The sequence below is a fragment of the Bradyrhizobium sp. UFLA05-125 genome (assembly GCF_059803515.1).
The window spans coordinates 46,430-58,972 of record NZ_JBANBJ010000032.1 but is presented as its reverse complement, the minus strand read 5'-3'; the positions used below and the strand labels follow the sequence as shown (position 1 = coordinate 58,972).

General features: G+C 64.4%; 12 protein-coding genes. 11 read left to right on the top strand and 1 reads right to left on the bottom strand.

The genetic code is table 11. From position 1 onward, the window contains the following. Positions 1-27 precede the first annotated feature (27 nt). The 9 genes from SO156_RS25355 (at position 28) to SO156_RS25315 (ending at position 8,448) form a co-directional block, all read left to right on the top strand. On the top strand, positions 28-792 hold the full coding sequence (locus SO156_RS25355; RefSeq protein WP_498536630.1) for a tripartite tricarboxylate transporter TctB family protein: 765 nt from the start codon (positions 28-30) through the stop codon (positions 790-792). A gap of 7 nt (positions 793-799) precedes the next feature. After that, positions 800-2,317, top strand: coding sequence for a tripartite tricarboxylate transporter permease (locus SO156_RS25350; protein ID WP_458144166.1), 1,518 nt, complete (start codon positions 800-802; stop codon positions 2,315-2,317). 196 nt (positions 2,318-2,513) lie between these two features. Next, complete coding sequence (locus SO156_RS25345; RefSeq protein WP_458144167.1) at positions 2,514-3,308, top strand: thymidylate synthase; 795 nt, start codon at positions 2,514-2,516, stop codon at positions 3,306-3,308. Next, on the top strand, positions 3,309-3,794 hold the full coding sequence (locus tag SO156_RS25340) for a GNAT family N-acetyltransferase (protein WP_498536629.1): 486 nt from the start codon (positions 3,309-3,311) through the stop codon (positions 3,792-3,794). Next, on the top strand, positions 3,794-4,303 hold the full coding sequence (locus SO156_RS25335; protein ID WP_498536628.1) for a dihydrofolate reductase: 510 nt from the start codon (positions 3,794-3,796) through the stop codon (positions 4,301-4,303). Before SO156_RS25340 ends, SO156_RS25335 begins: the two co-directional genes overlap by 1 nt. A gap of 154 nt (positions 4,304-4,457) precedes the next feature. Continuing rightward, complete coding sequence (hflK, locus tag SO156_RS25330) at positions 4,458-5,597, top strand: FtsH protease activity modulator HflK (RefSeq protein WP_458144170.1); 1,140 nt, start codon at positions 4,458-4,460, stop codon at positions 5,595-5,597. Beyond that, on the top strand, positions 5,594-6,499 hold the full coding sequence (hflC, locus tag SO156_RS25325) for a protease modulator HflC (RefSeq protein WP_458144171.1): 906 nt from the start codon (positions 5,594-5,596) through the stop codon (positions 6,497-6,499). The genes hflK and hflC overlap by 4 nt, the downstream gene beginning before the upstream one ends. Positions 6,500-6,571: 72 nt before the next feature. Continuing rightward, entirely contained in the window at positions 6,572-6,775 is a 204-nt protein-coding gene (locus tag SO156_RS25320) for a DUF2065 domain-containing protein (protein WP_449379225.1), read from the top strand. Between the two features lie 158 nt (positions 6,776-6,933). Next, entirely contained in the window at positions 6,934-8,448 is a 1,515-nt protein-coding gene (locus SO156_RS25315; RefSeq protein WP_498536627.1) for a Do family serine endopeptidase, read from the top strand. A 133-nt stretch (positions 8,449-8,581) separates the two neighbouring features. Here the strand turns inward: SO156_RS25315 and serB are convergent, their stop codons facing one another. After that, positions 8,582-9,487 carry a phosphoserine phosphatase SerB gene (serB, locus tag SO156_RS25310; protein ID WP_498536626.1) on the bottom strand — a complete coding sequence of 302 codons (906 nt, stop codon included), beginning with the start codon at positions 9,485-9,487 and terminating at the stop codon, positions 8,582-8,584. An 11-nt stretch (positions 9,488-9,498) separates the two neighbouring features. On the opposite strand from serB, the gene miaA reads away from it, so the two are divergent. Together miaA and SO156_RS25300 are read left to right on the top strand one after the other, a co-directional pair. Further along, positions 9,499-10,440, top strand: coding sequence for a tRNA (adenosine(37)-N6)-dimethylallyltransferase MiaA (miaA, locus tag SO156_RS25305; protein WP_498536625.1), 942 nt, complete (start codon positions 9,499-9,501; stop codon positions 10,438-10,440). A 327-nt stretch (positions 10,441-10,767) separates the two neighbouring features. Next, the gene (locus SO156_RS25300; RefSeq protein WP_498536624.1) at positions 10,768-12,543 is read left to right on the top strand and encodes an acetolactate synthase 3 large subunit; all 1,776 of its coding nucleotides are present in this window, start codon (positions 10,768-10,770) and stop codon (positions 12,541-12,543) included.

Here is a 12,543-nt window from a genome sequence, read left to right as displayed (position 1 = left end):
ACTTACGGGGTCGCGGAGGAGACATGCATGGCCGACACAATGGGCCACTCGGCGACAACGACTCGAAACACATCGGTCGCAATCGGCATCGTCCTTTTGGCGCTCGCGCCGCAGATCTTCGAATTCATCTGGTCGGTCGGGACGATATTCGGATGGGGTAGCGGGCGCGGCCCGGCGACCGTCCTGATCAGCCACGCGACCGCGCTTCTGGCGGGGGCGCCCGGCGCGGTGTTCGGGGCGTTCGGCGCTGATGCCAAGAAGGCGCTGTCCTCGGACGTTCTGCTGGCGCTGATCTACTCCTATCCGCTGTTTGCGGTCGCAATCCTCACGCTCTTCATGACCATCCGCGCGCCGCAGGATTATATCGGCGGTATCGTTCTGATGGCGGTGGCGCTGTTCGCATTGTGGGCGTCGAGTGACTTGCAGGGCATGCGCGGCTTCTCCTTCGGAGCCGGCACGGCGCCGCGCATGTTCGGCGGGCTGCTGGTCGCGTTGGCCGCCGCCATCGCGCTGACGGGACTTCTGACCGAGGGGGCGGGGCTCTCGCATTATTCCTGGCGCGGGCCGTTGTTCGTGATGGCGGCGATTGTCTTCTTTGCCTTGGCGATCCGGCCTCTAGGGCTCGTGGTTTCGGCATTCGTCAGCTTCCTGATTGCAGCGATGGGCTCGCATGAGACGAAGTGGATCGAGGCCTTCATGGTCGGGGCCTGCCTGACGATCGGCTGTGCGCTGCTGTTCCCTTACGTGCTCGGATTGCCGATGCCGATGTTCCCGCGATTCCTGGTCCAGTGAGGGCATGATGGTCGATCTCTTTGCCAACCTCGCTCACGGTTTTGCCGTCGCATTTTCGCCGATCAACCTCCTGATGTGCCTGATCGGTGCGCTCGTCGGCACGCTGGTGGGCGTACTGCCGGGTATCGGCACCATCGCAACCGTCGCGATGCTGTTGCCGATCACGTTCGGATTGCCGCCGGTTGGCGCCCTGATCATGCTTGCCGGCATTTATTACGGCGCCCAATATGGCGGCTCGACCACCTCGATCCTCGTCAACATCCCCGGCGAAGCGACCTCCGTCGTCACGGCGATCGACGGCCATCAGATGGCCAAGCAGGGCCGCGCCGGTCCGGCGCTGGCGATCGCGGCGATCGGTTCGTTCTTCGCTGGCTGCGTCGCAACCGTCCTGATCGCCGTTCTCGGCGCCCCCCTGACCAAGCTCGCGCTGGCATTCGGTCCGGCCGAATATTTCTCGCTGATGGTGCTCGGCCTGATCTTCGCCGTGGTGCTGGCGAAAGGTTCTGTGCTCAAGGCGATCGCCATGATCGTGTTCGGCCTGCTGCTGTCGATGGTCGGCTCCGACATCGAGACCGGTGCCTCGCGCATGGCCTTCAATATTCCGGAGCTTGCCGACGGCCTCGGCTTCGCGACGGTGGCGATGGGTGTGTTTGGTTTTGCCGAGATCATCCGCAACCTCGACGCCGGCGCCGAGATGAACCGCGATCTCGTGCAGCAGAAGATCACGGGATTGATGCCGACCAGGAAAGACCTGGTCGACTCCGCGCCCGCGATCGTGCGTGGCACGGTGCTCGGCTCGATCCTCGGCATCCTGCCCGGCGGCGGCGCGGTCATCGCATCCTTCGCCGCTTACACGCTGGAGAAGAAGATCGCGAAGAATCCCTCGCGGTTCGGCCGCGGCGCGATTGAAGGCGTAGCTTCGCCGGAGAGCGCCAACAACGCTGCGGCGCAGACCTCCTTCATCCCGCTGCTCACGCTCGGCATCCCGCCGAACGCGGTGATGGCGCTGATGGTCGGTGCGATGACCATTCACGGCATCGTGCCGGGCCCGCAGGTGATGCAGAAGCAGCCGGACCTCGTCTGGGGCATGATCGCCTCGATGTGGATCGGCAACCTCATGCTGATCATCATCAACCTGCCGCTGGTCGGCATCTGGGTACGCCTGTTGCGCGTGCCCTATCGGCTGATGTTCCCCTCGATCGTGATCTTCTGCGCGATCGGCATCTACTCGGTGAACAACGCGCCGGTCGACGTCATTCTCGCAGGCGTGTTCGGCCTCGTCGGCTACTGGCTGATCAAGCACGATTTCGAGCCGGCCCCGCTGCTGCTCGGCATGGTGCTCGGACCGCTGATGGAGGAGAACCTGCGCCGCGCGCTGCTGATCTCGCGCGGCGACTGGAGCGTGTTCGTGACGCGTCCGCTCTCCGCCGTGCTGCTCGCGATCGCGGCCGCCCTCCTGGTGCTCACGGTTTTGCCGGTGTTGCGCGCCAAGCGCGACGAGGTGTTCACGGAATCGGAGAATTGAGGCCGGCGGTTGCCAACTTGGCCAGTACTATCAAGAAGGTAGGGCAGGGGCGGGACGCAAGTTCCGCCCCTTGTCGTTTGTCGGCGGAACGCTCACTTTTCCGGGTATAATCTGCGCGAAGCAGCGAATCGCTGCTGTCGCAGCACGGGGCTGGCCGCTAAGTTCGCCGTCCCCCCAAAAGGCCCATAGCGCACGCATGCACCAATATCAGGACCTGCTCGAGCGGATTCTCTCAGACGGCGTCGAGAAGCGCGACCGGACCGGCACCGGCACGCTGTCGGTGTTCGGCCATCAGATGCGCTTCAACCTTGCGGCCGGCTTTCCGATGCTGACCACCAAGCGGTTGCCGCTGAAGGCGATCGTGCATGAGTTGCTGTGGTTCCTCAACGGCGACACCAACATCAAATATCTGCGCGACAATGGCGTCACCATCTGGGACGAATGGGCCGATGCCAACGGCGATCTCGGCCCGGTCTACGGCCATCAGTGGCGCTCCTGGCCGACGGCCGACGGCCGCAGCATCGACCAGATCGCCAACGTCGTCGACATGATCAAAAAGAACCCGGACTCGCGCCGGCTGATCGTCACCGCCTGGAATCCGGCCGACGTCGAGAAGATGGCGCTGCCGCCATGCCACCTGCTGTTCCAGTTCTATGTCGCGAATGGCAAATTGTCGTGCCAGCTCTATCAGCGCTCGGCCGACGTCTTTCTCGGCGTACCCTTCAACATCGCCTCCTACGCGCTGCTCACGATGATGGTCGCGCAGGTCACGGGGTTGAAGCCCGGCGACTTCGTGCACTCGCTCGGTGACACGCATCTCTATTCCAATCACCTGGAACAGGCGCGGCTGCAACTGACGCGGACGCCGCGTCCGCTGCCGGTGATGCGGATCAATCCGGACGTGAAGGACATCTTCTCCTTCCGCTTTGAGGATTTCGAGCTCGTCGGCTACGACCCGCATCCGCATATCAAGGCGGAAGTCGCAGTATAGATGTCGCTCAACATCCGCCGCGCGCGCCCAGGCGAGGCCGGGCTCGTTCTCTCCTTCATCCGCGAGCTTGCCGAGTACGAGAAGCTCACGCACGAGGTGGACGCGACGGAAGCGATGATCGCGGAGGCGCTGTTCAGCGCGAACCCGCGGCTCTTTTGCGCGATCACCGAATGGAATGGCGAGGCTGTCGGGTTCGCGGTGTGGTTCGTGAATTTCTCCACCTTCAGTGGCCGCCACGGCATCTATCTCGAGGACCTCTACGTGCGACCGTCGCATCGCGGCAAGGGCATCGGCAAGGCGCTGCTTACTTATCTCGCGAAGGACTGCGTCGAGAATGGCTGGTCGCGGCTGCAATGGGCGGTGCTGGACTGGAACGCGCCATCGATCGCGTTCTACAAGTCGCTCGGCGCCGTCATGATGGATGACTGGACGCTGTGCCGCGTCACCGGTGACGCCTTGACGCGGCTTGCAGGGAAGGCGCCCTGATGGAGATCGTCTTCGTCGTCGCCATCGCGGAGAACGGCGTCATCGGCGCCGGGAATGCGATCCCGTGGCGGCTGAAGTCCGACATGCAGCGCTTCAAGGCACTCACCATCGGCAAGCCCGTGGTGATGGGCCGCAAGACCTTCGAGTCGCTGCGCCGGCCGCTGCCCGGTCGCACCAACATCGTCATCACCCGCGATGTGAGCTTCCGCGCGGCGGGCGCCGTCGTGACCACGTCCTCGGCGGACGCCTATGCGATCGCACGTGGCGATGCCCTGCGGCGCTCGGTCGCCGAGATTGCGGTGATCGGGGGGGCCGAAATCTATCGCCAATGGCTCGATCGTGCCGATCGCCTCGAAGTCACCGAGGTGCATGCGCGGCCCGAGGGCGACACTGTTTTCGAGATCAACAAGGCAGAATGGGAGGAGGTCGCGCGTGTCCGTCATCCGGCCGCAGGCGACGACAGCGCCGATTTCTCCTATGTGACATATCGTCGGCGGCCGCAACATTAACCGCTTTCACCAATGTTTACATTGACATTTCCCCAGCGCGGCATAGCTCGGAGGCGGTCAGGCGTGCGTTGTAAGGGGGCAAAGCGTCCCCTATAAAGCCGGACCGGACAAAGCGGGCGGGGGCAATTCCAGACCCTGCCGAGGAGACTGTCGAATGCCGTGGAAGAATCAGGGCGGTGGCCCGTGGGGCTCGGGCTCGAAAGGGCCATGGGGCACAGGCCCGCAACCGGTCGGGCCGCGGCCGCCGGATCTGGAAGACCTTCTGCGACGCGGCCAGGACCGGCTCCAGCAGCTCCTGCCCGGCGGCTATTTCAGCGGCCTCGGCATCAGCGTCATCGTGCTGTTCATCGTCGCGATCTGGCTCGCCTCGGGCTTCTTCCGCGTGCAGTCGGAAGAACTCGGCGTGGTCCTGCGCTTCGGCAAGCATGTGCGCACCGTGCAGCCGGGCTTGAACTACCATCTGCCCTATCCGATCGAGACGGTGCTGCTGCCCAAGGCGCTGCGTGTCTCGACCATTTCCATCGGCATGACGCTGATCGATGATCCCTCCCGCCGCGGCCGCACCATCCGCGACGTGCCGGAAGAGAGCCTGATGCTGACCGGCGACGAGAATATCGTCGACGTCGACTTCACCGTGCTGTGGCGCATCAAGCCCGACGGCGTTGGCGACTTCCTGTTCAACATCCAGAACCCCGAGGGCACCGTGAAGGCGGTCGCCGAAAGCGCGATGCGCGAGGTGATCGGCCGCTCGCAGATCCAGCCGATCCTGACCGGCGCCCGTAATACCACCGAGCAGGGCGTGCAGGAATTGATGCAGAGGACGCTCGACGGCTACGGCTCCGGCATTCTGATCACCCAGGTGCAGATGCAGAAGGTCGACCCGCCTGCGCAGGTCATCGACGCCTTCCGCGATGTGCAGGCCGCGCGCGCCGACCTTGAGCGCAAGCAGAACGAGGCGCAGACCGATGCCAATCGTATCGTGCCGGTAGCCCGCGGCCGCGCGGCGCAGATCCTGCAAGACGCCGAAGGCTATAGGGAACAAGTGATCGCCGAGGCCAAGGGCCAGAGCGCGCGGTTCTTGAAGGTGTACGAGGAATACAAGAAGGCGCCGGACGTGACGCGTGAACGAATCTATCTGGAGACGATGGAGCGCGTGCTCGGCGGCTCGGAAAAGCTCGTCTATGACGGCGCCGCGACGGGACAAGGCGGCGTCGTGCCCTTCCTCCCGCTCAACGAGCTGACGCCGAAGCGGCCGCCGGCCACCTCCGGCCAGCAGGGCGGAGGCACCCGATGAGGTCTCCGGTTACAGGCATCGTCTCGCTGATCGTCCTCTTGCTCATCCTGATCGTGGCCTACAGCTCGGTCTTCACGGTGCAGCAGACCGAGCAGGCGCTCGTGGTCCGTCTCGGCGAGCCCGTCAAGGTCGTCACCGAGCCAGGGCTGAACTTCAAGGCGCCGTTCATCGACAGCGTGATCAGCATCGATAATCGCATCCTCGATCTGGAAAACCCGTCGCAGGAAGTGATCGCCTCCGACCAGAAGCGGCTCGTGGTCGACGCCTTTGCGCGCTACCGCATCAAGAACGCGCTGCGCTTCTACCAGAGCGTCGGCTCGATCCAGGCGGCTAACCTTCAGCTCACGACGCTGCTCAACGCGGCGCTGCGCCGCGTGCTCGGCGAGGTCACCTTCATCACGGTGGTGCGCGACGAGCGCGAGAAGCTGATGGGGCGCATCCGCGAGCAGCTCGACCGCGAGGCCGACGGCTACGGGATCTCGGTCGTCGACGTCCGAATCCGCCGCGCCGACCTCCCGGAGCAGAACAGCCAGGCGGTCTACGACCGGATGAAGACCGAGCGCCAACGCGAAGCGGCCGAGTTCCGCGCGCAGGGTGACCAGAAGGCGCAGGAGATCCGCTCCAAGGCCAATCGTGAGGCGACCGTGATCGTCGCGGAGGCCAACTCGCAGGCCGAACAGACCCGCGGCGCGGGCGATGCGGAACGCGCCCGGCTGTTCGCGGAAGCTTACAGCAAGGACCAGGACTTCTTCGCCTTCTTCCGTTCGATGTCGGCCTATGAGACCGGGCTGCGCTCGAGCGACACCCGCTATCTGCTGCGGCCGAACTCGGACTTCTTCCGGTACTTCGGTAGCCCAAGCGGCAAGGCGGGCGCCGAAGCGCAGGCGGCGCCGAAACAGTAAAACGAAGCAAGGGGCGGCGCCAACGCCGCCCCTTCGCGGAACAAGAACGGCACAAGGGGAGGTTCCAGTCCGATGAGGTCAATAGCGTTTGCCGACTTCCTCATCGGCTTGGGCATCCTGTTTGTGCTGGAAGGCTTGATGTTCGCGGCGAGTCCCGCCTGGATGCGCAAGGCGATGAAAAGTGCGCTTGCAACTCCCGATCACATCCTGCGTGCCGTGGGCATCGGCTCGGCCGTGGCCGGCCTGATCCTGATCTGGTGGATCCGACACCACTGAGCCCGGCACTTCCAACGCGAACGCTAAAGTGAAGCGAAGTCGCCGGTTTTTCGCCGTATTATCCGGGTCTTGAGGCCCGTTAACCTCCGTGCTTGCGCCGCCACCCCGTTCGAGCGCAGTCTGGAGAACGAATCCTTAATTCTCTTTCGGAGATCACAATGACCGCTGCCACCATTGCCAAGACCCGTTTGCGCCATTGCGTGCGAATTGGGCTGGCTGCGATCGCCATCGGCGCGTTCAGCGCATTCGGCTCGCCGGCTTATGCGCGCGGACCGGAAGGCATCGCCGACGTTGCCGAGAAGGTGATCGATGCGGTCGTCAACATCTCGACCTCGCAGACCGTCGAAGCCAAGGGCGGCGGCACCAACACCATGCCGCAACTGCCGCCCGGCTCGCCCTTCGAGGAATTCTTCGACGACTTCTTCAAGAATCGTCGCGGTCCCGGCGGCGGCAGCAAGGGGGGCGACAGAGGGGACAATGGTCCGCCGCGCAAGACCAACTCGCTCGGCTCCGGTTTCATCATCGACACGTCCGGCATCGTCGTGACCAACAATCACGTCATCGCGGATGCCGACGAGATCAACGTCATTCTCAACGACGGCACCAAGATCAAGGCCGAACTCGTCGGCGTCGACAAGAAGACCGACCTCGCTGTCTTGAAGTTCAAGCCGCCGAAGCCGCTGGTCTCGGTGAAGTTCGGCGACTCCGACAAACTGCGTCTCGGCGACTGGGTGGTCGCGATCGGCAACCCCTTCAGCCTCGGCGGCACGGTAACGGCTGGCATCGTCTCGGCCAAGAACCGTGACATCTCGTCAGGCCCGTATGACAGCTACATCCAGACCGATGCCGCCATCAACCGCGGTAATTCCGGCGGTCCGCTGTTCAACCTCGAAGGCGAGGTCATCGGCGTCAATACACTGATCATCTCGCCCTCCGGCGGCTCGATCGGCATCGGCTTCGCCGTGCCGTCGAAGACGGTCGCTGGCGTCGTCGACCAGCTTCGCCAGTTCGGCGAACTGCGCCGCGGCTGGCTCGGCGTTCGCATCCAGTCGGTCACCGACGAGATCGCCGAAAGCCTCAACATCAAGCCGCCACGCGGCGCGCTGGTCGCCGGTGTCGACGAGAAGGGCCCGGCAAAGCCCGCCGGCATCGAGCCCGGCGACGTCGTCGTCAAGTTCGACGGCAAGGACGTCAAGGACCCGAAGGATCTCTCTCGCGTCGTCGCCGATACGGCGGTCGACAAGGAGGTCGACGTCGTCGTCATCCGCAAGGGCCAGGAGGAGACCAAGCGCGTCAAGCTCGGCCGCTTGCAGGATCCCGACAAGGTCCAGGCGGCAGTGAAGACCGATGAGCCGGCGCCGGAGAAGCTGGTGACGCAGAAGGCGCTTGGTCTTGATCTGGCGACACTGAACAAGGATTTGCGCGCCCGCTACAAGATCAAGGACACCGTCAAAGGCGCGGTCGTGACCAATGTCGACGCCAATTCCGACGCTGCCGAGAAGCGGCTCTCGGCCGGCGACGTCATCGTCGAGGTGGCGCAGGAGGCCGTCTCCAGTGGTGCCGACGTCCAGAAGCGCATCGACCAGCTCAAGAAGGACGGCAAGAAATCGGTGCTGCTGCTCGTCTCCAACGGCGACGGTGAGCTGCGGTTCGTGGCGCTGAGCGTGCAGTAGTCGCGGCGCAATCCCGTAGGGTGGGCAAAGCGAAGCGTGCCCACCGTCTTTCTGACATCGCGGTAAGAGTGGTGGGCACGGCGCAAGTGCGACTTTGCCCACCCTACGGCCGCTGAGCGTGCAGCAAAAGAGGCTACGCCTCCACGAACTCCTCGCGCTTGTACCCTTGCGCATAGAGCAGCGCGGTGAGATCGCCGTGATCGATCCGCGCGGCCGCCGCAGCCGCCACGGCGGGCTTGGCGTGATAGGCGACACCTAGCCCTGCCGCCTGGATCATCGCGAGATCGTTGGCGCCGTCGCCGACGACCAGCGTATCGATGTCGTCGAGATCGAACGACTCCATCAGGTCGACCAGCGTCGCGAGTTTCGCCGCGCGACCCAAAATTGGTTCCTTCACTTCGCCGGTGAACTTGCCGTCGCGCACGATCAGCTTGTTGGCTCGGTTCTCCTGGAAGCCGATTTTCGCGGCGACCGCGTTGGTGAACAGCGTGAAGCCGCCGGACACGAGACAGGTATAGGCGCCGTGCGCGCGCATGGTTGCGACCAGCTCGCGGCCGCCCGGCGTCAGCGTGATGTGCTTGGCGAGCACATCGTCGACCACGCTAACGGGCAGGTCCCTCAGCAGCGCGACGCGCTCGCGCAGGGCGGGCTCGAATTCGATCTCGCCGCGCATCGCACGCTCGGTGATCGCAGCGACATGCGCCTTGCCCCCGACGACATCGGCGAGCTCGTCGATGCATTCCTGGCCGATCATGGTGGAATCCATGTCGGCGAGAAAAAGTCTCTTGCGCCGGAAGCCGGCAGGCTGCACGACGATGTCGATCGGCAGGTCGCCGCGCAGCTCGCGCAACCGATGTTCAATGGCGTGACGATCGCCTTCGAGGTTATCCTGCGCGCCGAAGGGTATGTCGACCGCGACGCCGTCGAACAGCCAATGCGCAGGCGCGGCCGAGGGCAGCACGGCACGTGCGCCGTCGACGATCGTGCTGTCGAGCGCGGGACTATTGGGGTTGCTGATCAGCGTGGCGACGAGGGACATTTGAGGTTTTCGTGAGCGAGGGGCAAGTGAGCAAGGCCGTGCTTATCGCAGGCCCGACCGCCAGCGGCAAGTCGGCGCTGGCGCTCGAGCTAGCGCTGAGCGCCGGCGGCGTCGTGATCAATGCCGATTCCATGCAGGTCTATCGCGATCTGCGTGTCATTACGGCGCGTCCCACGCGGGATGAGGAAGCGCAGGTCCCGCACCGTCTTTATGGCCATGTCGACGCGGCTCTGAATTTTTCGGCCGGCGCCTGGGTCGCGGATGCGGCGGCAGAGCTGGCCGAGGCGCGGGCGCAAGGCCGCCTGCCGATCTTCATCGGCGGCACCGGGCTCTATTTCAAGGCGCTGACGAGTGGCCTCTCGACGGTGCCGCCGATCCCCGCCGAGGTCCGGGAGGGCGTACGCGCGCGGCTCGATCAGGGCGGCGTCGAGGCGCTGCACGCGGAACTCGCTAGCCGCGATCCGGCCGCCGCCGGGCGGCTGAATGTGCGCGACCGCACCCGCATCGCACGCGCGCTCGAAGTGGTCGAGGCGACCGGCCGCTCGCTGCTCGACTGGCATCGCGAGAGTCAGCCGCCCCTGTTGCCCAAAGACAGTTTCAGCGCCCTGTTCCTCGCCCCCGAACGTGATGAGCTCTATGCCCGCATCGATGCCCGCTTCGACGCCATGCTTGGCGCCGGCGCGCTCAACGAGGTCGAGCTGCTCGCCTCGCGCAAACTCGATCCGTTGTTGCCGGCGATGAAGGCCCACGGCGTGCCCACGCTGATCCGGCACCTCCGTGGCGAGATCAGCCTGGACGAGGCGGCGGCGATCGGCCGAGCCGACACCCGCCATTACGCCAAACGTCAGTTCACCTGGTTCCGGCACCAATTGCCGGAGTTCGAATGGGTGAAGCCGGAGGAGGCGAGGAGGTGGCTCACGGCTGCCGTCGGTGCGGCGCGGCAAGCGGAATGACGCGCTTTTGTGCCGGCGCAGCAAATTCTCTCTCGCCGAACCGCCGGAACGCCGCTACACTCCTCGAAATCGCGCGAAAATGGCCGCATTGCCTTGACATCCGGGCTTTGGCCGCTATGGTTTGCGCAACCTTTGGGAAGCCGAGCCGACTTCATGCGTAATATTATTACCAAACTCCTTATCGTCGTCGTACCCAGGCGCATCGCCGGGGATGGCTAGCGGCCATCCAAAACCGAGCGGTGCGCATGGGGCCTCTTGGGGCCCTTTTTTATTTCCCGAACCAGACCTCGAAGAAGCCGCTGACAACAGCGCATCCGGAGCAAGACAATGACCGAGAACAGCCACGATCCGAACCAGATGACCGGCGCCGCGATGATCGTGCGCGCGCTCATCGATCATGGCGTGACGGATATTTTCGGCTATCCCGGCGGCGCGGTGCTTCCGATCTATGACGAGATTTTCCAGCAGAGCGAGATCCAGCACATCCTGGTCCGGCACGAGCAGGGCGCGGGCCATGCCGCGGAAGGCTATGCGCGCTCGACCGGCAAGCCGGGCGTCGTGCTGGTGACCTCCGGCCCCGGCGCCACCAACATGGTGACGCCGCTGACGGATGCGCTGATGGACTCGATCCCGCTGGTCTGCATCACCGGCCAGGTGCCGACCCACCTGATCGGCAATGACGCGTTCCAGGAATGCGACACCGTGGGCATCACGCGCCCCTGCACCAAGCACAACTGGCTGGTGCGCGACGTCAACGATCTTGCCAAGGTGCTGCACGAGGCGTTCTACGTCGCGACCTCGGGACGGCCGGGCCCGGTGCTGGTCGACGTGCCGAAGGACGTGCAGTTCGCGACCGGTACCTACCATCCGCCGCGCAAGTCCGACGTGCACGTCTCCTACGCGCCGCGCGTGAAGGGCGACGCGATGCAGATCCGCAAAGCCGTTTCACTGCTCGCCAATGCCAAGCGGCCGGTGATCTATTCCGGCGGTGGCGTGATCAATTCCGGGCCTGAGGCCTCAAAACTGTTGCGCGAACTGGTCGAAGTCACGGGCTTTCCGATCACCTCGACGCTGATGGGCCTGGGCGCTTATCCGGCGTCGGGCAAGAACTGGCTCGGCATGCTCGGCATGCACGGCACTTACGAAGCCAACATGACCATGCATGATTGCGACGTCATGCTGTGCGTCGGCGCGCGCTTCGACGACCGTATCACCGGCCGGGTCGATGCGTTCTCGCCGGATTCGAAGAAGATCCACATCGACATCGATCCGTCCTCGATCAACAAGAACATCCGCGTCGACGTGCCGATCATCGGCGATTGCGGCAACATCCTCGGCGACATCCTCCAGGTGTTCAAGGCGGAGGCGAAAAAGCCCGACATCAAGCCGTGGTGGCAGCAGATCGCGCAATGGCGTGCGCGCAATTCGCTGTACTTCAAGAAGAACAACGACGTCATTCTGCCGCAGCACGCGATCCAGCGGCTGTTCGAGCTGACGCGCGGCAAGGACGTCTACATCACCACCGAGGTCGGCCAGCACCAGATGTGGGCGGCGCAGTTCTTCGGCTTCGAGGAGCCGCATCGCTGGATGACGTCGGGTGGTCTCGGCACCATGGGTTACGGCCTGCCGGCCGCGGTCGGCGTGCAGGTGGCCCACCCGGACAGCCTCGTCATCGATATCGCGGGCGATGCTTCGGTGCAGATGACGATCCAGGAGATGTCGACGGCCGTGCAGTACGAGCTGCCGATCAAGATCTTCATCCTGAACAACCAGTACATGGGCATGGTGCGGCAGTGGCAGCAACTGCTGCACGGCAACCGACTGTCGCATTCGTACTCGGAAGCGCTGCCGGATTTCGTCAAGCTGGCGGAAGCCTATGGCGGCGTCGGCATTCAGGCGCATAAGCCCGCCGATCTCGACGGCGCGATCAAGGAGATGATCTCGGTCAAGCGCCCGGTACTGTTCGACTGCCGCGTCGCGGCTCTCGAAAATTGCTTCCCGATGATCCCCTCCGGCAAGGCGCATAACGAGATGCTGTTGCCGGAGCAGGCCAATGACGAGGCCACGGCAGTCGCGTTCGCCGGCGGCAAGGCGCTGGTGTGA

Excerpts from the sequence above, each read along its gene's own strand:
- SO156_RS25355 (WP_498536630.1), top strand. The coding sequence starts at position 28 with ATGGCCGACACAATGGGCCACTCGGCGACAACGACTCGAAACACATCG.
- SO156_RS25350 (WP_458144166.1), top strand. The coding sequence starts at position 800 with ATGGTCGATCTCTTTGCCAACCTCGCTCACGGTTTTGCCGTCGCATTT.
- SO156_RS25345 (WP_458144167.1), top strand. The coding sequence starts at position 2,514 with ATGCACCAATATCAGGACCTGCTCGAGCGGATTCTCTCAGACGGCGTC.
- SO156_RS25340 (WP_498536629.1), top strand. The coding sequence starts at position 3,309 with ATGTCGCTCAACATCCGCCGCGCGCGCCCAGGCGAGGCCGGGCTCGTT.
- SO156_RS25335 (WP_498536628.1), top strand. The coding sequence starts at position 3,794 with ATGGAGATCGTCTTCGTCGTCGCCATCGCGGAGAACGGCGTCATCGGC.
- hflK (WP_458144170.1), top strand. The coding sequence starts at position 4,458 with ATGCCGTGGAAGAATCAGGGCGGTGGCCCGTGGGGCTCGGGCTCGAAA.
- hflC (WP_458144171.1), top strand. The coding sequence starts at position 5,594 with ATGAGGTCTCCGGTTACAGGCATCGTCTCGCTGATCGTCCTCTTGCTC.
- SO156_RS25320 (WP_449379225.1), top strand. The coding sequence starts at position 6,572 with ATGAGGTCAATAGCGTTTGCCGACTTCCTCATCGGCTTGGGCATCCTG.
- SO156_RS25315 (WP_498536627.1), top strand. The coding sequence starts at position 6,934 with ATGACCGCTGCCACCATTGCCAAGACCCGTTTGCGCCATTGCGTGCGA.
- serB (WP_498536626.1), bottom strand. The coding sequence starts at position 9,487 with ATGTCCCTCGTCGCCACGCTGATCAGCAACCCCAATAGTCCCGCGCTC.
- SO156_RS25300 (WP_498536624.1), top strand. The coding sequence starts at position 10,768 with ATGACCGAGAACAGCCACGATCCGAACCAGATGACCGGCGCCGCGATG.